The sequence below is a fragment of the Myxococcales bacterium genome (genome assembly GCA_016706225.1).
Taxonomy (GTDB): domain Bacteria; phylum Myxococcota_A; class Polyangia; order Polyangiales; family Polyangiaceae; genus JADJKB01.
This window is the reverse complement of the sequence record JADJKB010000003.1, coordinates 1-17,694: the sequence shown is the minus strand read 5'-3', so window position 1 is coordinate 17,694 and position 17,694 is coordinate 1. Positions and strand designations below refer to the sequence as shown.

Here is a 17,694-nt window from a genome sequence, read left to right as displayed (position 1 = left end):
CGGGCGCGTCGCTCAATACCGCTGGTTGGGCGGGGCGTTGAGCAGGGGCGCGTCGCCCACCACCGGCCGATTGCCGACTGCCGTCGCGAGCTTCGTGTAGAGTGCCTTCATCGCCGCGAATTTTTCCGGCTCGACCTTGGACAGCTCGTTCGCCTCTTCGAAGTCCTTGCCCACGTTGTACAAACTGAAGTTCCAGTCGTCGCCGCGAACCAGGAGTTTGTAGTCGCCGTCGATCAAGGCTCGACGCCGGTCCATCAGATCACAGCGCGGCAGATCCACGAGGATGGGTCTTGGGGTCGGCGGGGCACCGAAGACTTCGGGTACGAGGCTCTCCCCGCGATACCCTTCATCTTGCGGGATGCCCAGGAGGTCCGCGAACGTCGGAGCCAGATCGATCGCGCCGCGAGGGGTCTTCAGTTTCTGCGCCGGCGCTCCGGGCACGTAGATGAAGAGCGGCACACGGACCAGGGTCTCCCACACCTCATAGGCGTGCCGGTAGTGCCCGTGCTCGCCAAACCCCTCGCCGTGGTCGGCGGTGATGATGATGGCCAGGCGTTTGCCCCAGGGTTGTTCCAATGCCCAGTCGATCAGGTTGCCCACCCAGCGATCGGTGAAATGGACTTCGTTGTCGTAGAGGTCCCGCGCCTTGTCGCCGAAGTCCGGCGAAGTGGGGTGTTTGTTGTACTGAAAGTGCGGATCCAGGAAGTGGAAATAGGCAAAAAACGGCCGCTTCCCCGCTGGATCCACGTTTGCGGGATCGGAGAGCATCTTCTTCGCCAAAGCGTTCAGGCGATCACTGTTGATGTCCGCGACGAGCTTGAAATCGATGGCCGTGCCTTCGAGCAGCCGATAGTCGTCCCAGCCCTGGTTCAGCCCGTACACGGGCGTGAAGTAGCCGTGGCCGTTGCCTGCCAGCGTGCGGATCCCGCTCGAGCGCGCCCGCTCGCTGATGAAGGTCTTCTCGTTGAACCAATGGGTGAAGAACCACCCGTCTCGCTTCATCTCACTCGGGTATCTGCCGGCGAGGGTCGGGGCCACACTCTTCGCGGTGTAGCTCGAAATCGAATACGCACGCGGATAGAGCGTGGCCCGCTCCGCGAACTTCGTCAGCCAGGGCGCAACGTCTCTCGGATAGCCGGCCCACGGCATGTCCGCGCGCAGGCTGTCGACCATCAGGAACAGCACGTTGTACGGTCGCTGTGGCTCCGGTTTGGCCGGCACCACGCTGGCTTCCGGTCTGGGCACCTCGCTCGGTACGCTTGGGGCGCGAGCGCTGGCGCTCGGGGCGGCGCTTGGTCTGGCGCCGGTCAGCCGCTCGTAAGAGAAACTGCCGAGCGCCGCCGCCGCGCCGATGACCAGCGCGCCGCCGAGCAGTGTCTTCCTCGACTTCATCACGACGGCGGGGAGGTTAGCTCGACACGAGCGGTTGCGCGAAGGCGTCGGCTCCAGGGCGCGCGCGCAGCGCAAATTTCAAGGCGGAGCGCCGTTTCTCCCCCAGATTTCTCAGCGGATGCCGGCTCTGGTAGAACCTTGCGGTGGTCGGGGTCGCGGGACCGCAGCGATCATCTTGCTCATGACGAGAGTGCGAGTCCGACTGGACACTCCTACCGGATTGATCGAGCTTCCGCCGGGGATCTACCTGATCGGACGTGGCCCCGAGTGTACCGTCGTGCTTGGTAGTGGCCTCGTGTCGCGCCAGCATGCTCGTTTGGTCGTGGAAGAAGGCGGCGCCAGTATCGAGGATCTCACGACGCCAAACGGCACGTTCCTGAACGGCGCGCGCATCGCGGAGCGCCGCGCCCTCACTGACGCTGACTTCGTCGTGATCGGGGAGGTGGCGCTCGAGTTCAACATCGAAGCGCTGCGGGTATCGGAGCTGGCGGCCCCTGCCGTTCCGCCGGCGCCCATGGCGCCGTACCGGGTCAGCCGGTCGTCGGCGCCCCCAACGGGGGCCAGCCAACATGGACCCCAGCATCTGCAGACCATCCCTGCGCAGGCCCACGAGGTTCTGCAGGCGACGGCGGACCCGTTCTTCGAACAGGGGCAGCTCCCGCTCGCGGAGCGCGTCCTCGAAGGGTGGTTGTCGCAGGTGCTCCTGGCAGTGAAGACCGGCGCTCCGCGCGAGCTCGGTGGAGACCATGCGGCGCTTCGTCAGGCTGCTCGACTCGCCCGAGCGCTCGTCTCCGTTCGCTGGGTCGACTACGTGGTCGAGCTTGCCACTCGCCTGCCACTGCCGCTGCACGTCACCGAGCTCGATCTGCTCGAGCCGGTCGTGCGCCAGGTTGGTGTGTCCGGGCAGCTGCTGGACGCGTACGTACTCCGCCTGAGGACGCCGCCGGTCGATCAGGCGGCGGCGGGCACGCTGGAGCGGGTCGAGCAGTGGCGAGCCTTCGTGTCCATGCGCTGAGCTCGCTAGCTCAGCAAGCCGAGGCTTGCTCGGACTCTTTCTGCAGCAGCAACTCGCGCACGTTGGCCTCGATGACCCGGAAGCTCACGTTGCCGTTCAGCCGCTGGCGGCCGTCGTTCAGGATCAAGGTCGGGCTGACGGTCACATTGTGCTCCCGCGCAAGGTCATAGTCCCCCGCCAGCTCCGCGTGGGCGACGCCGTCGTCGAGATACGCCAGCAGCGGCTCGCTGGGGATGCGCAGCTCTTCGGCGATCTCGAGCTGCACGCGGCGGGTGCTGATGTTCCGGAGATCACGAAAGAAGGCCTCGCGCAGCGTCCAGCACACACGGTTGAACTGCTCCTCGCCGCCCTCTAGCTTGCCGTCGGCGGCGAGCCGTCGCACGGCACACAAGAAGAGGTGACACGCCAGCGACGAGGCCGGCTGCAACTTGCGCCAGATGTCGGGATGCACGCTCACGTGCGGGTAGCCGTCGGTCACATCGCGCACGTGAGCTCCGTAGCCCGAGAAGCCGCCGCGGTCCGCCCAGCGTTTCGCGAGCTTGTCGCGTGCGTCGCCGAACACGGAGCAGAATCGGACGTCGATGGCCACCGTGTTGCCGAGCGACGAGCGGAGCTCGTCGACGCGGCTTTGCGCCACGTAGGCCCAGATGCAGAGCACGTCGCTGAAGTGAGTGACCCGGATTGCTTCCATGCGCCCAGCATAAAACGATCCGAGCGCGTCGGGTGAGGGCCGCCTCTACGTCTGCGATGTCGGGCGTCGTCGCGAACGCCTCGCAACGCGCCGCCCGCGCCGCAACGACCCGAGGAAGGCCAAGACAGCCAGCCCGAGCCATCCCACGGGAGATCGCGTCGCCGCCATCGAACAACCCCTGCGGCAACCAGCGCTGTCGTTGCTAGACGTGTCAGGTCGGGTTCGCGGAGCGGAGGGGTCAGGCGTGGCCTCGGCGCCGCTCGTGCCGGCAGGTGCGTCTGGAGGCGTCTCGTTGGTGGGCGTGCCTCCCGCCCCCGCGCTGCCCGATGTTGCCGGAGTTTCGGGCGCGGTCCCGTCGACGACCTTGGCCTTGGTCTTGCCGACCGAGCCGGGCGGATAACACAACCCTGTGGGACGGCATTCGGCTGGAGCGTTGCAGGGACCGTCTTGGCCGCAGATGTGGAGATTGACCCAAGCCTTCTCGGGCGGGCCGCTGGGCTGCGGCCGCGGAGGTCCGGCGAGGAAGGAATCACGCGAGGCGGGCCGCTGTGCGCTCCAGCCCCAACCCGTCCAATGTAGCTCGCGAAACTCCTGACAGGTGTCGATCTGAAAGCAAAGTCGTCCGCCCTCACAGTGGTTGTCCGAAGAACAGGTCGCGAGCACACAGCGCCCGCCCAGCTCGCCGCGATAGCCGGGTGCGCAGTTCTTGGGCGCCTCCGGCACGCATCTGGGGCCGCCGTGATCGGTGATGCCGACCTGCCCCTTGGGACAGCTGGCCGGTGGCGGCGGCACGGCGTCGGCGCGAGCGGTGCCCACGCGGAGCTGGACTCCGAGCGTCGCGATGACGACGACGAGCGCCTTCGTTTGAAGCTTCATGGGCAGACGATACGACGAAAGTGCCATGGCTTGTCACCGACGCGCCCGAGCGCGCCCGGACGACCTCGGGCGCGCCTCGGGCGCGAGGGGTTGCCGGGACTCGCCGCCGCTGTGGCGGTCACGCGAGCTCACGTACTAGAGTGCCAATCGATGGCCGTCCACCTCGCGATGGCGCTGGCAAGCGACGCGGAGCTCGCGAGCGCTGTCATCGGCGCCGGCGCTCTGGGAAGCGCGCCCGCGGAGGCGGAGCTGTGCCGGCGCTTCGGGCGCCGGGTGCGGCTCTACGGGCGGAGTCGCTTGCGCGACAAGAGCGCCGTGGACGATCTGGTGCAGCGAGTGATGCTCGTCGTGCTCTCGAAGCTGCGCAGCGGTCAGGTCCGCGAGCCCGATCGCATCGACTCCTTTGTCCTCGGGACGGCGCGCATGGTGACGCGTGAGATGTCGCGCCCGAAGGAGCAGCCCGTCGAGCTCGATGCGGAGCTGCCTTGCCCGCTCGCCGAAACACGCCCCGACCCGCTGGAGCTCGCGAGGCTTGCCGAGTGCCTGAAAGGCCTCGCCGAGCGCGAGCGCACGGTCGTCTCCTTGACCTTCTTCCACGAAGAGAGCGCCGACGAGGTCGGGCTCGCGCTCGGGATGCAGGCAGGCAACGTGCGGGTCACGCGCCACCGCGCGCTCGCGCGCCTGCGGAGCTGCATGGCGCTGGGCGCCGAGGAGGTGCTCCGATGACCCTCCCGTGTCAAACCCCGATCCCCTTCGATGTGCTGATCGCCTACCACGCGCGTGAGCTGCTGGAGGACGAAGCCGAGCGCGTCGAGGCCCACTACTTTTCGTGCGCGCACTGCACCCTACAGCTCGAGATCGTGTTGCGACTCGACCAGGGCCTTCGCGACGTGGTTCATGGCGGCCAGCTCATGGCAAGCACCACGATGGCGATGGTCGAGCGCGCGCGCGCCCAGAGCATCGTCGTGCGCGAGTACCGCACCGATCCAAACGAGCACGTACACTGCACGGCAGGCCCCACGGACGCATTGCTGGTCACCCGCTACGGCGGACTCGAAGGCGTCACGTCGGTCGACGTGCACTTCCACGGCACGGTCCTGGCCACCGATCAGGTCATCCAGATGGAGCTCACCGACGCGCCCGTCGACCAGCGGACCGGCGATCTCGTGCTGATCGCACCCGGCGCCATGAACCGCAGTTTCCCGCCGCTCGAGATCGAGATCCGCCTTACCGCGCGCGGGCCGGGCGGTTCTCACGAGGCGGGGCCCTACTACTACCACCACCGCCCGTGGGATTCGCTCGACGACGCCGAGCGAGAGCGACGCGCCGGTCGTTGATCCGGGCTCAGGCGCGGAACGCGTCGGCGATGGCCTGGGTGTCCACGTACTCGCGATGGGCGGTGATCTTGCCGCCTCCGATCGTGAAGACGTGGGTGAAGTGGGCCTTCCAGTCGCGACCGGTGTTGCGCGCCGTGCCCTCCTCGTAGCCCATCACCACGACCTGGTCGCCGTCGGTGACGAAGGTCCGAGGCTCGAAGGTCTTCAGCGAGGCGTTCGTGCCAAACGCCTGGAAGAAGCGCTGGACGTGCTCGTGCCCGCTCCCCTCACCCGACCAGGGCGCGGCTCCGGGCACCGCCCATTCGATGGCGGTGTCGAGTGTACCGAGAAGGCTCGAAAGGTCCCCCGTTCCGAACGCAGCGTACAGGCGCTTCACGGTGTCCAGGTTCTCGTGGTTGCTCATGCTCATCTCCATTGTTGGCTTGCCGGGCGCGTCGTGCGCCGGGTGTTGGAGGGATGTGCGAGCGGCCGACCGATCGTTACAGGCGCCCTTCACTTTCTTTCGCAAGCCCCCTCGCCGCGCCGACCCGATCACCCAAACGACGGAGTGTCCGGCTCGAGGGCCGAGGGAAGCGTGCATTACAGACACCGTCAGATGACAGGGCCGACTGTGCCTCGCTGGATCTTGCGTCGGCGCGGAGACTCGGCGTGGCCCCAGAGCTCGCGCCAGTCGCGGTCCCGAGTGTCGGGTCGGTGGGGCTTGGCGGCGGCCACGAGCACGCCGCGGAGCCAAGCGTGCGCGGGCTCGCGCTCGAAGCGCTCGTGCCACAGTGCGATGTACTCGAAGTCGTGCACCGAGACCGGCGCATCGAACACCTCGAGCGGGTAGCGCTCGGCAAACCAGCGCAGGAGCCGCGCGGGGCCAGTGAGGATCGCATCGGACTGCGCCACGATCATCGGCGCGGCGAGGAAGGAGCGTACGCGGCAGGCAACGTGGCGGCGCAGCCCGTGCTCCTCGAGCGCCAGATCGACGGAGCCGACCTGCGCCTCGTCGCTGACGGCGATCAGGCAGTGTGGAAGTGCGGCGTAGGTCTCGAGCGACATCCTCTTCTTCTTGGGCGCGTCGGGATGTCCCTTCCGCACGGCGCAGGCGAAGCGGTCGCGCACGAGCCCGAGACCGCAGAGGCCCGCCGGCGGCTCGAGGCAGGCGTGGATCACGACGTCCGCCCTGCCGGCCTCGAGCCGACCGAAGAAGTCGGCGCGGTGAGGCAGGCGGACGTCCAGCGTGATCCCCGGCGCCTCGCGGATCACGCGGTCGCAAAGCGCAGGACCGAGCCTGCACGATGGCAGGTTGCCCGGTCACCGTCGGGCGGGTCTGAGCGGACGACCACGCATCAGTCCCGAGGCTCGATTGTGCGGGGAAGCAGGAGATCCTCGAGAAAGAAGGCGGCGAGATCGTTCCGGCCCGAGAGACCGGCTTTCTTGTAGACGGCGCGCGCTTGCTGCCTTGCCGTCGCGTCGGTGATCGAGCGGACGTCCGCGACCTCCTTGTGGCTGAGCCCTTTCAGGAGCAGCAGCGCCACCTCCTTCTCGGCCGGCGACAGCGCCCAACGTTCGAACTGGCGGTCGAGCGCGGCGCCAAGTCCGTCGAGCAACGCGCGTGCTTCGTCCCGCCACCGGGTGGCCTCCGCTTCAGTGAGCTCGAGTCGCCTAGCCAGGGCGAGCGCGTCTTCTCGGGCAGCGCGCTCGTTTCGGACGACACCCAGGAGGTGGCGCGCCATGAAAATGGCGCCGCCCAACCCGACGCCGAACACTGCGCCTTCGGCAACAACGTGACCGATCGTCATGCCGTCGCCCAAGTCTGAAAGGAGGTCGATGGCCGCGACGAGCGCGATCACCAAGAAGGCCGCGAGCGCGGCGCCCAGGAGTCGTCCTTCGGATGTGAGCTCTCGGCGTTCCAACCGGTCGAACTCCTAGCATATCACGCACAGCGGATGGTTCTCGCCCGCCTGCGCTGCCATGTTCGGACCGGCGATCGTGCAAGACGGTTCCAAGATGGACGCGCTGTTTTTTCACCCCAACCTGGTTCACGTCCCGGTGGCATCGGGCATCCTGATGCCGCTCGCTGGCGTGCTCGTCGTAGTGCTCCCTGTGGGTGCACTCGGCGCCCGCAGTTCCGGCTCCAGGCGCAGCCGCACCGGTCAGCTCTCGGGTCACAGGCATGCCGACGGCTCCGTCATCCGGCGGATGAGCGGCCGCCAAACCGCTGAAACCGCGAGGACCTCACACCTGTGAACGCGTCAGTTCGACAAGTGGAACGTTGAAGACACGCGGGTCGGATTCGGCCCAAACCTCGAAAGGAGATCGACATGTCTGAAGAGCAAATAGGTGGTCGGACCACAGTGACGGTAGTTGCAACGGCCGCCGTCACGCTGGCGATCGGGGTCACCGCGGCCGCGCTCGGGGGCTACTTCGTGCCGAACCGCGCAGCCGTACTGGCCCAGACCGAGCCGGCCACGACGGCAGAAACTGCGGAAGCCGCGCCCACTCCCCGGCCGGCGGCGGGCGTCGTGTTCGTTCCCATCGCCCCGGACTCGCAGCGCGAGCCGCCGCAGACCACGCTGGCCCAGGCGGGATCGGAGGCATTCATCGCAGCGACCGCCGAGCCGCACGAGCACGACAGCGACGACGTTGGCGAGCGAAGGCACCATCGGGATCACCGGGACGAGGACGAACGTGACGACGAGGACTGAGCGGCGGCCCTTGTCCCCCAAGCGGTCGACGGGAGCGCCGAACCTGAGGCTCTACCTGATCGCTTGCCTCGCGAGCGTCTACGTCCTGGCATGGTGGGCGTTCGGCGCCCGCGTACCCACACGCGCTGCCGAGCGTTCTCGTGTCGCGCCGGGGCCGGCTCCGACCGTCCAGCGGCAAGTTGCGATGTGGTACCAGGACCTTTTGCCCGCGGCGAGGCCTGCCGTGCAGGTTCCGGTCGGCTGGCACATCGCCGAACGCGGCGCGGTGTCGTTGGCGGACGCGCGCGCGGTCACGCGCCCGGTGCGCGTCTCACCGTCGCGCCCGGGTCGCGTTCGGACCAGGAGCTCGTGATGTTCACGTTCCGGGCGATGAACACCGATGTCCTGGTGAGCGCTTGCGACGACGAAGAGGTGACGGCCGCGCAGGTTGCTGCCACCTTCGCCGCCGCGGACAGGCGCTTCAGCAGATTCAGCGACGGCAGCGAGCTGTCGGCACTGAACCGGGCCGAGGGTCCCTTCGTCGCCTCTGGGGAGCTCTTCGAGATGCTCGAACGGGCACGCGCCTACGTGGAGATGACCGACGGGCTCTTCGATCCAGCGATCTGCGCAACCCTCCGCGCCCTGGGTTATGATCGGTCTTTCACGCCGGGAGCGCTCGACCGAGAGTGCGCGAATACTCCGCCGCGTCGAGGCCTGTTCGCGGACGTCGTGCTCGAACAGGACACCCGCACCGTCTGGCGCCCTCGTCACGTGCAGCTCGATCTGGGCGGCATGGCGAAGGGGTCCACCCTGGATCTCGCTGCGCTTCATCTGGGTCGCTCGGGCGCCATCGATGCCGGTGGCGATGTGGTCTTGCGTGGCTCGGGAGCCACCGGCGACGGGTGGCGGGTGGACCTCGAAGATCCGGTAGATCCAGCCCGCACGCTCGCCACGCTGGCCGTTTCCGATGCCGCCGTCGCCACGAGCGCGGCGAACCGTCGACGGTGGCGAGTCGGATCCGGGGTTGCTCACCACTTGATCGATCCGCGAACGCAGAGTTCGTCGGCAAACGATCTGCTGCAGGCGACCGTCGTTGCTGCGACCGCGGAGCTGGCGGACGTGCTCGCGAAGACGGCCTTCCTGCTGGGCGCACGAGCGGGTCGCCACTTTCTCCAGGGGCGAGAGGACTGCACGGGCGCCGTCCTGGTTCCGAAGAGCGGCCGCACGCTCTTCATCGGCGAGCTCGATGTCCGCGAGGTCGCCCGTGCGTAAGCGCATTGTGCTCGGCGTTGCGCTCGGCGGCGCGCTTTTGCTCGTGGTCGACGCGGTCGCGGTCCGTATGGGCGTCGCGACGGGCGCGATCCCGAAGCTGGCCGGGACCTCCCTCTGGATCACGTCGCGGGCCGCGGGAGTCACGGCGTTCATCGCGCTGACGCTCGACGTGGTCTTCGGGCTGTTCGTCTCCACGGGCGCGGTGGACCGTTTCGTCACTCGAGGACAAAGCGTGGACGCCCACCGCTGGCTTTCGACCGCAGCGCTGACGATGGTCTCGGTGCACGCGCTCGCGCTGATCGGGGATCGCTTCGTTCGGTTCGACATGCTCGATCTGCTCGTGCCCTTCGTGTCCGCGTACCGCTCGTTCGCCGTCGCGTTGGGAGTGCTGGCGGCGTACGGCGCGCTCCTGGTTCACGCGAGTTTCTCGTGGCGAAAACGCATCGGTGCGAAGGCTTGGCGGAGGCTCCACTACACGTCCTTCTTCGTGTTTGTTGCCGCGCTGCTGCACGGGCTGCTCGCTGGGAGTGACAGCAACACGGCGGGCATGCACGCAATCTACGTCTCTTCGGCGACCACGGTCGTCGCTCTCGGCGCGTATCGCGCATTGAGACACCGCGGCGCGCGTGTGGGTGCGCGTCGTCCCGGAGGTACGACGTGATCTGGGAATTCCGAGACGTCAGCATCGCCTTGCCGCAATCGTCTTCCGAAACGCCTACGACCCACGCTCGAGCCCGGCGGACCTTGACCTTTTACCCGAGCATGGGGTCCATGCTGCGTGCATGAAGCCGGATCGACTGCTTGCTGCGCCGCGGGGAAAGTCGATGTCGACCCTCTCCGATCGATGGGTCTCGGCGCACCGGGATCGTGATCGCGAACAAGGTCCTTGGGGATGCATGTCGGGTGTGAAGACGCCGAAAACGCAAGGGCCGCTGCCGGGAGGGCCGGCGACCACGATCATGCGTGGGTGCGGCATCGGAGATCAGCCGGTTTCGAGCGTCGTGTCGGAGTCGGGGAGCATGTCTGGCGGGAGATCGCGGGAAACGAGATCGCCGTTCGCGTCGATGATGCCGAGCCGCTCGAGGCGGACGCGTTCGGCTGCGATGCGCGCGGTGGCGAGCGCCATCACGCGGCGATCCCACTCCTCTTCGTCCGCGGGGCGGTCGAGATCGAGGTCGTCGAACGGGGCGCTCGGGATTGGCGAGGGATCGATCGCGTGCGCGCGCATGATGGGAAGGATGCCCGATTCGCGCTGGAACGGCCACCATCGTGTGCAGCCTAGGACGAGAAGAGGCAGGCAATGGCCGCACGGCAACGCGAGCCTGCGCGTGGCCACCAGCTCGAGTGCGTCGGCAAGCAGCTTGTCCGACTGGCTGCCCTTCAGCCGACCCCGGTGGGCGTAGACCTCCGCGAGAATCGGCGGAGGGCCGTCCGCGCCGCCGTCAATCTCGACGCATGAGCCGTCCGGTAGCTGCAGCGTGCGGGGCAGTAGCTCGACTCCGAGTCTTCCCGAGCGCCTCGAGCACGAGCTCTTCGGCGCGGCTCTGCTCGATGCTGTCGGACACGTGAGCGGCGGCCATCCACGCAACCATACCCGCTCAGGATCGGATGGGCCCAACCGGCGTGCTCATGCGCGAATCAGACTCGCGACCTTCGAGGCCTCGAGCACCACGTACTTCTGACCCTCAGCCGGAACGGGAAGGAGAAAAGCGCCTCGCTCCAGTTTCTTCGCGATGCAGCGATCGCCGGTGTGATCGAGGGTGTAGAGCACGAGCGTGTCCTTCTTTCGATTATGAAAGATCACGGCCGTCGCTGGATCCAGCATCAGCCCGAGGTCGCGTTCACAGGCGACGCGGAGACGGTCGACGCCCCAGCGGACGTTGATAGGCACCGGGTAGAGAACCAGCCGTCGCGCAGATGGCGGGATGAAAAGCTCGATCATGATGACGTGTTGGAGGAAGCCGACCTCAACACGACGATGAGTGAGCTTGGCGCGCTGACGCGGCAGGGGGGCCTACGACGACGGAGCGGCACCAGCGACCAGCCCGACCTCGCCGCGGACTTCGGCCATCAGATCCTCGACGGTCATCTCTTGACCAAGCCCCCCATCGAGCTCGGCGATCCCGTCGTCGATCGCGGCGCGCTGCATCGTGGTGCTCTCGCCGTTCACGCTCGCGTCGCGGTTCATCCCGGCTCGGAGGTCGAAGTTCAAATCGAGCTACAAAAGCAAAAGGCCCTGAATTCAGGGCCTTCCGGGTTGCGCGGGGGCGATTCACCCGATGTATACGGCCCTGCGCCTGCCGGTGGCGGTGCGCATTGCCGCGTGAAACTTCGCGTTGCCGCCGTCGCGGGTCCTCCCGACCGAGCGACCACGTGGTCGCTGGCCCGGTGCGCTACGTCGCCCCTCACGGCTGGTAGCTCGGGACAGAGGGGGGTCCCAAGAAAGATCCGCGCAAACGGCCCAAGGTGCATGCAGCCGACAGATCCCCAAGAGATTCGAGCCGTCGCTCTGGAGAAGGCGGGCGAGGTCATGATCGCAGCCAGGATCCGGAAGTGCGGTTCGCTCCTCCCACCCGGCCGCCGAATCGCATGCAAGAGCCGCTACTGCCCCTGCTGCGCGTCGAGGGAAAGGGAGCGCCTCGCGCGACGCACGGCGGCCAAAATCCGAGCCATGCGTGATCCCCTGCTCGTCCAGTTCTCCGTCAAGAGCCGAGGTTTCAAGGATCTCGGCGCAGCGCTGGACCCGCTGCGCGCCGGTATCTCGCGGGCGCGGCGCACGTGGGCTTTCAAGACGGTACGGGCTGGAGCTGGCGCGATCGAGTTCAAGCTCCTTCAGAATCGTTTCTGGGACGCGCACGCCCACCTCGTGGTCGACGTGGACGACGACGACCTCGACATGTGGGAGCACGAGGTGCAGAAGGCCTTCACGAAGGCCACGGACGGGCGCGGTCGGTTCTCGATCCACTGGCAGGCCCCCGACATTGCTCCGGGGCACACGATGCGGATCGCCAGGTACATGCACAAGGGCGCCACCGAGGATGCCCCGTGGTCCGGAAGTCCCGCGGCGCTCGCCGTTGTGGTCCAGTCCCTCCATGGGCGACGGCTGCCGGTTGCTTGGGGCTAGCGGCCCCAGATAGCCCAGAGGACGACGCGGGTCGGCAGCCACGCGGCTGGTCGCGCTGGTCGCGCACCTGTTCGTCCCGCTGAGACTTTGGCGGGCAAGCCGGCCCAAGATGTCGACCTGTGTGCGAAAGGCTTTCCTGATGCGAGCTGGGAGCCCGGAATGGACATCTGTGGGGCTGCGGCGCCGGTGGGCAGTGTGGCACCCGCTTACTTCGCGAGTGGTGTAGCCACGTCGAGCAGTTCCGCCCGAGCCCGCGCGATGCGTGCGGACGTGGTTGACCTTCGGTCGGGGCGCCTGCCGTTCAGCATCCTCGACACCACGACCGGAGACCACGATGCGGCCCGACGGGGCCGGTGTCCCTCGTCGGTTAGACGCCCGGCGATGGCTCGGAGGGAGAGCCCTTGGGATCGAAGTGCTCGGGCGCGCGCCACGGCTGCAATCTCTCCCGGTGCTGCCACCAGTTCCTTGGAGTCGCCGGACCGCAAGCGGCGGCCGTAGCGAGGCTCACTCGCGTAGACGCGATCCGCTGAATCTGCTCGCCGCCGGCCGTCGAGCAGCCTGGTGCGAATCGTCTCCTTCTCAAGCTCGGCGAAGGTGGCGAGGATCGAGGTCAGCAACTTCAAAGAGCGCCGCCCCCATGCCGGACGCGCTGTCGATCCCATCGGCCAGGGACACGACCCGGACTCCAGCATCGACGAGCACTGCAAGGGTTTCCTGTACGTCGATGGCGTTTCGCCCGAGGCGATCGAGCTTGTAGGTGACCAGCACGGTGCCTTGGCCACCCTGAATGGCGGCACGGAGCGCCCTGCGCAATGCAGGCCGATTGGTCGCTGTCCCGGAGACTGCGGCATCTTCCTCAATCGCCAGGAGAGGCACGCCCTGATAGCTACACCAGGCAGCGATCTTTTCCCTCTGGACCCCGAGTCCGTCGCCGTCGGTCACCTGCGAAACACCGCTAACCCTCGCATACCCAATCGCCCGCGGATCTTCCATGACAGTAACTGTAATACAGTAACTGTCTGCGCGCAAGCCCAGAAGATGGAGGACTACTTGCGGCGTCGCTTCGCCGCCGGAGTCTTTGCCGAACGCGGAATCCCAATGCCCCTGGCTTGGGCTTTTTGCGAATCAGCCACCGGAGGACGGCGGCAACCGTCATTTCCCCGACCCCTCGCCGGCCAGCTCCGCCGTCCGGGCCGCTACGAGCTGATCGCGGCGCAACCTTTCGGGCTCCGGCGAGCCTGAGCGTCAACGTGGAGGAGGCGACGGTCCTACGGTCAACACGGCGAGGGCGGGGCATAGGTGTAATCGCAACACTGGAAACAGCCTAAGTGACAGCATACCGGTGGTGTGTCCGCTAGCAGTAGCGGTTACATACCCTTCGATGGCCCGCTACTTTGCGCGGTCATCCCTCACGCCAAGATCTCGCATTCGGCGAGAGCTTCACGCCCATCTATGGTGCCTGGTCCCGCGGCGGGCGGCCTCGTCGCACGTGCCGGCTCCGAGGTGCGTCGAACAAGGCGCCTATGCCAACGTCGAGGTGGTCGGCGAGCCTCGTGAGGGAGCGGATTGTCATGTTCAGCTCGCCCAGTTCGATCTTCTGCAAATGCTTCGTCGTGATCCCGATTTGCTCGCTGAACTCGGCCTGCGTAAGCCCTCGGGCCGTCCGCAGCTCCGCCACGCGCCGGCCAACGTCTCGAACGACTCGGTCGGGATCGCGGCGCCGCACGCCTTCCGTCTGCGTCGAAGTGGATCCTTGTAAAATCCCATCTTGATGGGGCTATGATGCACGGGGAGGCTCTGCGATGCGTTCGCTCCTGCTTGTTCTGCTGATCTTCGCTTTCTCGGCCTCGTGTCGGCCCGCGTCGGAAGCGAGCGGTCCGCCGCCACCGCCCCCACCAGCGACCCCGACGCCCTCGGCGTCGCAGATGCCCGACCCGCCGCCCAACGCGACGGAACCGACGGCATCGAACCTCGCCGCGGCGAAGGATCCCGTGACGCTGGCGTCGGGCCAAAGGGATCCGCATGCGATCGCCCTCGACGCGACATCGGTGTACTGGCTGACGAAGAAAGAGGTCATGAAGCTCGACAAGGCGTCCGGTTCGACCTCAGCACTCGCGACGGGCTTCCTCGATCCTCAACACCTCGCCGTCGACGCCACGGATGTCTACGTCGCTGCGCCCTTCGCACCGAAAGGCGGCCTCGGCGGACTCATTCGTGTGCCCAAGTCGGGAGGAGCACCGGTACAGCTTGTGCCCACGAAAGGCTTCTCGCCTAACGGCATCGCGCTCGACACTGCCAACGTCTACTGGGCCAACGCGAGCGGGAAGATCATGGCCGTGCCCAAGGCCGGCGGGCAACCGAAAGAGCTGCGCTCGATGACCGTGAACCCATCGGAGATGGGTGGCATCGCCGTCGACGCCAGCGGAATCTTCTGGGCGAACAGCGGGGACCCCTTCAAGAAGCTGCGGGACGGCTATCTCATGGGGATTCCGCTCGTGGGTGGTCCGACCGCGAAGCCGATCCTCTTTGTCGACGTGCTCAAGGAGAACGGCGGCGGACCGCGAGACCTGGCAGTCGATGCGGACAACCTCTACTGGACGGACTGGGGGGCGTCGACGAGCGGTCCGAAAGGCGATCAAGAAGGCGGCCAAGGCAGGCGGCGCCACGACACTGCTCGCGAGCGAGGACAAGGACCCGACGGACATCGCTCTCGACGGCTCGTTCGTCTACTGGACGACCTTCGGCCAGGCCGGGATCGCGAACGGCACGGTGATGAAGGGAATGCGCGTCGGCCGGAGGCGCGAAAGCCTTTGGCGACCGGTCAGGACCGCGCCAGCTCCGTGGCCGTGGACGAAGCCGCCGTCTATTGGACGACCTACAGCGGCACCAACTGGCGAAGGTCGCCAAGTAAAGAACGAGAAAGGCGCGCCAGATGCCCGAATGCTTCTTCACACGTGTGCGGTCGTTGTTTGCCGGCTCGGTCGCGCTCGCGCTCTTGCCCGCGTGCATGGCGATGACGACCAACGAGAAGAACGTGGATGTGCCGGTTCGGACTCGTAGCGAGCGGGAGGTACAGCCCGGCGAGCGCTTCACGACCAGAGTCGCCGATAGCACGTTCGCCGAAGACTCCGCGAAGCTCGTGCTCGTCGTCACTCGCGGCCGTCTGTGCCGGAACGTGGAGCACAAGATCGTCGATCGCACGGAGGTCACGGAGCGCACGCTCAAGGACGACCCATTTTGGTATTGGGTGTTTGCGGCCGCAGAACTCGGCGCGGGCCCATACTTGATCGCGACCGCAGACGGGTCAGAGAGCAAACGCAACTGGGGAATCGGCATTACTGCGTTGGGCGTCCTCACGACGAGTGTGTTGTCGTAGGCAATGCCATCGCCGCCAGCGATTCCACGGAGCACTTGGGCGAAGTCGAGGCGGACTCAACGCCCGGGTCGTCCTCGCCTTGCGAGGAGAAACCCGCGGCGCACGTGGACGTTGCTGTAATGGGAGAAGGGCGCGCGCTCGCGGAAGGGAAAACAGACACTCGCGGAAGGGTCGAACTGACCGTGAAACTGTCTGAGATTGGACCGAACGACGGGATGCAAGTGGTCGCGGATGGACAGCAAGCCGGCGTAGTCAATGCGCTAAGAAAGTTCGCGCTTGCGGCCAGAGAACGTGACGAGCGCGAACGAGAAGCACGCGAAAAGTCAGCCCGCGACCAAAGGCTTCAAGCGGAGATCACGAGCGGCCGGTGTTCAGAGGCTCGATACAACATTTTGCAAGAAGCGCTCATGGTCGTGAAGCAGCTCTTCGACGGAGCTTCCAGCGGGAGCAGCCAAGACCTCTTTACGATCCTCGGACACGACACGGTGGTCGCCACGCCGGAGGGCACGTCGCTGGAATTGAGCGCCTGGCTCGGCGGCGAGCTTCACTTGTTTGCAATCGGGTTCGACCCGGTCAAGCTCGACCTGCGCGACGAGAAGGGCTACGCGATCAAGACCAGATCCGTGTGGGAACGGTTGCTACGGTCACAATCGGAGCACACGGACAGCCGGGCCTTCGTGGCCGCCAGCGGATCGGCGTATGCGCTGAAGGTCAGGGGGAAAGGCTGCGCAATGGTTCTGGCCGTCCGAAAGCTGTAGGCGCTTCGCACTCGAAACGCCCGAGCAAGATTGTCGCGCGCTTCTCCGCTTCGAGGGCCGAGTCTTTCCCGCAAACTCGCGCGGTCACGCGCGCCTGACCGGATCTGCTTTCTGCCCGAAAATCGGAACATGACGGTGAGAAGGTCTGCTGCACAGCGGCGCGCAAGCCAGCGGAATGGGTCAGCGTCGCGAGGCCCGAGTTCCGCGTCCGGCAAGCGCCGGGCATCGATGAACGCGGTGAGACACGGGCTCAGCGCCAGGACTGTGGTCCTGCCCGACGAAAGCCCCGAAGAATTCAACCGACTTGCTCAAGCACTGGCGGATGATGTTGAGCCGACCGGGGCGATCGAGCAGTTGCTACTCGAAAGGCTCGCGACGACGGCCTGGCGCTTGCGCCGTGCGTCGCGCATCGAGGCCGACGTGCTCTCGGAAGAGCGCGTGGACGCCGAGGGGAAGGAGATTTCGCTGGGCCTGGGCTTCGTCCGTGCTGTCGCCCACGGCGAATCGCTGACGGTGCTCGCCCGCCACGAACGCGCGCTCGAACGCGGGTTTCTGGCGGCGCTGCACGAACTATCGCGTGTCGGGCTACAGCGCGGCGACGGCGAAGTTGAACTCGGCGAAGGTGGGGAAGCGGCGGAAGCCACTGTGGATTCGTCCAACGCGAGCGACCATGTGGTCGCAGCCGGCGCCGAAGAGGACTGAAATCTCCGGGTTCGTTTTGCAGCCCGCGATTGAGCGGTCGACGGAGTGACCCCCGCTGGCGTTGCTCGGACGACAGGCGAGGATCCGATCCTAAGCTTGATCGAATCGAGATCGTGGTCCAGAATGCTCATCGTCCGTCGATCGACCACGGTTTGGGCGAAGTGACCGGCATGACCTCCGGAAAGGGATCCTGATGCACTCTCGCCAGGAACGTGAAACCAGCGAAACAACGGCTGCCGAGACCAGAACGGCCTACGCAAAGGCTTGCGCGCTGCTCGGGTACTCCGGCCCCGACCACGAAGCCGACGAGGTGATTGACCTTGTCGGCGTGACCGACGATGGGCGTCGCGCAGCTCGGCTCGCGGCGTTCTACCCGGCGCCGATCACCGAAGCCATCGACCGCGCCGCGCGCCTTGCTCGGCTGCACCCGGAAGCCTTGTTGGACGCGGGCCATCTCCCGTTGCTCGACCTGCTCGCGA

At 66.7% G+C, this 17,694-nt stretch carries 25 protein-coding genes; 13 read left to right on the top strand and 12 right to left on the bottom strand.

Features of this window, described 5'->3' with window-relative positions:
• Window positions 1-12: 12 nt before the first annotated feature.
• Window positions 13-1,392 (bottom strand): sulfatase-like hydrolase/transferase, encoded by a 1,380-nt coding sequence (locus tag IPI67_02050; GenBank protein ID MBK7578964.1) that lies wholly within the window; start codon window positions 1,390-1,392, stop codon window positions 13-15.
• Between IPI67_02050 and IPI67_02045 the strand changes: the two genes are divergently transcribed.
• Entirely contained in the window at window positions 1,352-2,407 is a 1,056-nt protein-coding gene (locus IPI67_02045) for an FHA domain-containing protein (GenBank protein ID MBK7578963.1), read from the top strand. The genes IPI67_02050 and IPI67_02045 overlap by 41 nt on opposite strands.
• 10 nt (window positions 2,408-2,417) lie before the next feature.
• Here the strand turns inward: IPI67_02045 and IPI67_02040 are convergent, their stop codons facing one another.
• A complete protein-coding gene (locus IPI67_02040; protein MBK7578962.1) occupies window positions 2,418-3,098 on the bottom strand; it encodes a disulfide bond formation protein DsbA in 681 nt (226 codons plus the stop codon).
• 45 nt (window positions 3,099-3,143) lie between these two features.
• On the bottom strand, window positions 3,144-3,974 hold the full coding sequence (locus IPI67_02035) for a hypothetical protein (GenBank protein MBK7578961.1): 831 nt from the start codon (window positions 3,972-3,974) through the stop codon (window positions 3,144-3,146).
• Window positions 3,975-4,124: 150 nt separating this feature from the next.
• On the opposite strand from IPI67_02035, the gene IPI67_02030 reads away from it, so the two are divergent.
• Both IPI67_02030 and IPI67_02025 read left to right on the top strand, forming a co-directional pair.
• Entirely contained in the window at window positions 4,125-4,700 is a 576-nt protein-coding gene (locus IPI67_02030) for a sigma-70 family RNA polymerase sigma factor (protein ID MBK7578960.1), read from the top strand.
• Complete coding sequence (locus IPI67_02025; GenBank protein ID MBK7578959.1) at window positions 4,697-5,311, top strand: zf-HC2 domain-containing protein; 615 nt, start codon at window positions 4,697-4,699, stop codon at window positions 5,309-5,311. Before IPI67_02030 ends, IPI67_02025 begins: the two co-directional genes overlap by 4 nt.
• A gap of 7 nt (window positions 5,312-5,318) precedes the next feature.
• Here the strand turns inward: IPI67_02025 and IPI67_02020 are convergent, their stop codons facing one another.
• From IPI67_02020 to IPI67_02010, 3 genes are all read right to left on the bottom strand, one after another.
• Complete coding sequence (locus IPI67_02020; GenBank protein MBK7578958.1) at window positions 5,319-5,714, bottom strand: nuclear transport factor 2 family protein; 396 nt, start codon at window positions 5,712-5,714, stop codon at window positions 5,319-5,321.
• A 188-nt stretch (window positions 5,715-5,902) separates the two neighbouring features.
• Entirely contained in the window at window positions 5,903-6,562 is a 660-nt protein-coding gene (locus IPI67_02015) for a hypothetical protein (GenBank protein ID MBK7578957.1), read from the bottom strand.
• An 83-nt stretch (window positions 6,563-6,645) separates the two neighbouring features.
• Window positions 6,646-7,098, bottom strand: a complete 453-nt coding sequence (locus IPI67_02010; GenBank protein ID MBK7578956.1) for a hypothetical protein — start codon at window positions 7,096-7,098, stop codon at window positions 6,646-6,648.
• Between the two features lie 172 nt (window positions 7,099-7,270).
• On the opposite strand from IPI67_02010, the gene IPI67_02005 reads away from it, so the two are divergent.
• The 4 genes from IPI67_02005 (at window position 7,271) to IPI67_01990 (ending at window position 9,916) form a co-directional block, all read left to right on the top strand.
• Window positions 7,271-7,546, top strand: a complete 276-nt coding sequence (locus IPI67_02005; protein ID MBK7578955.1) for a hypothetical protein — start codon at window positions 7,271-7,273, stop codon at window positions 7,544-7,546.
• 74 nt (window positions 7,547-7,620) lie between these two features.
• Window positions 7,621-8,004, top strand: coding sequence for a hypothetical protein (locus tag IPI67_02000; GenBank protein ID MBK7578954.1), 384 nt, complete (start codon window positions 7,621-7,623; stop codon window positions 8,002-8,004).
• Between the two features lie 351 nt (window positions 8,005-8,355).
• The gene (locus tag IPI67_01995; GenBank protein MBK7578953.1) at window positions 8,356-9,255 is read left to right on the top strand and encodes an FAD:protein FMN transferase; all 900 of its coding nucleotides are present in this window, start codon (window positions 8,356-8,358) and stop codon (window positions 9,253-9,255) included.
• Window positions 9,248-9,916: a ferric reductase-like transmembrane domain-containing protein gene (locus tag IPI67_01990; GenBank protein ID MBK7578952.1), complete on the top strand. Its 669-nt coding sequence runs from the start codon at window positions 9,248-9,250 to the stop codon at window positions 9,914-9,916. Before IPI67_01995 ends, IPI67_01990 begins: the two co-directional genes overlap by 8 nt.
• Before the next feature lie 321 nt (window positions 9,917-10,237).
• On the opposite strand, the gene IPI67_01985 is transcribed toward IPI67_01990, so the two are convergent.
• The 4 genes from IPI67_01985 to IPI67_01970 form a co-directional block, all read right to left on the bottom strand.
• The gene (locus tag IPI67_01985; protein MBK7578951.1) at window positions 10,238-10,591 is read right to left on the bottom strand and encodes a hypothetical protein; all 354 of its coding nucleotides are present in this window, start codon (window positions 10,589-10,591) and stop codon (window positions 10,238-10,240) included.
• A 106-nt stretch (window positions 10,592-10,697) separates the two neighbouring features.
• Window positions 10,698-10,835 carry a hypothetical protein gene (locus tag IPI67_01980; GenBank protein MBK7578950.1) on the bottom strand — a complete coding sequence of 46 codons (138 nt, stop codon included), beginning with the start codon at window positions 10,833-10,835 and terminating at the stop codon, window positions 10,698-10,700.
• Between the two features lie 47 nt (window positions 10,836-10,882).
• A complete protein-coding gene (locus tag IPI67_01975; protein ID MBK7578949.1) occupies window positions 10,883-11,146 on the bottom strand; it encodes an IS66 family insertion sequence element accessory protein TnpB in 264 nt (87 codons plus the stop codon).
• Window positions 11,147-11,269: 123 nt separating this feature from the next.
• Window positions 11,270-11,443 carry a hypothetical protein gene (locus IPI67_01970; protein MBK7578948.1) on the bottom strand — a complete coding sequence of 58 codons (174 nt, stop codon included), beginning with the start codon at window positions 11,441-11,443 and terminating at the stop codon, window positions 11,270-11,272.
• 483 nt (window positions 11,444-11,926) lie between these two features.
• Here IPI67_01970 and IPI67_01965 point away from each other — a divergent pair, with 483 nt between their 5' ends.
• Window positions 11,927-12,379, top strand: a complete 453-nt coding sequence (locus IPI67_01965; GenBank protein MBK7578947.1) for a hypothetical protein — start codon at window positions 11,927-11,929, stop codon at window positions 12,377-12,379.
• 579 nt (window positions 12,380-12,958) lie between these two features.
• Here the strand turns inward: IPI67_01965 and IPI67_01960 are convergent.
• Together IPI67_01960 and IPI67_01955 are read right to left on the bottom strand one after the other, a co-directional pair.
• Window positions 12,959-13,372, bottom strand: coding sequence for a recombinase family protein (locus IPI67_01960; GenBank protein MBK7578946.1), 414 nt, complete (start codon window positions 13,370-13,372; stop codon window positions 12,959-12,961).
• Window positions 13,373-13,829: 457 nt separating this feature from the next.
• Complete coding sequence (locus IPI67_01955) at window positions 13,830-14,057, bottom strand: helix-turn-helix transcriptional regulator (protein MBK7578945.1); 228 nt, start codon at window positions 14,055-14,057, stop codon at window positions 13,830-13,832.
• A 247-nt stretch (window positions 14,058-14,304) separates the two neighbouring features.
• On the opposite strand from IPI67_01955, the gene IPI67_01950 reads away from it, so the two are divergent.
• The 5 genes from IPI67_01950 to IPI67_01930 form a co-directional block, all read left to right on the top strand.
• Complete coding sequence (locus tag IPI67_01950; protein MBK7578944.1) at window positions 14,305-15,396, top strand: hypothetical protein; 1,092 nt, start codon at window positions 14,305-14,307, stop codon at window positions 15,394-15,396.
• The gene (locus tag IPI67_01945; GenBank protein ID MBK7578943.1) at window positions 15,387-15,755 is read left to right on the top strand and encodes a hypothetical protein; all 369 of its coding nucleotides are present in this window, start codon (window positions 15,387-15,389) and stop codon (window positions 15,753-15,755) included. The genes IPI67_01950 and IPI67_01945 overlap by 10 nt, the downstream gene beginning before the upstream one ends.
• 182 nt (window positions 15,756-15,937) lie before the next feature.
• Window positions 15,938-16,513, top strand: a complete 576-nt coding sequence (locus IPI67_01940) for a hypothetical protein (protein MBK7578942.1) — start codon at window positions 15,938-15,940, stop codon at window positions 16,511-16,513.
• A 228-nt stretch (window positions 16,514-16,741) separates the two neighbouring features.
• On the top strand, window positions 16,742-17,215 hold the full coding sequence (locus IPI67_01935; GenBank protein MBK7578941.1) for a hypothetical protein: 474 nt from the start codon (window positions 16,742-16,744) through the stop codon (window positions 17,213-17,215).
• 193 nt (window positions 17,216-17,408) lie between these two features.
• The coding region (locus IPI67_01930; GenBank protein ID MBK7578940.1) for a hypothetical protein at window positions 17,409-17,694 on the top strand (286 nt) is incomplete at its 3' end.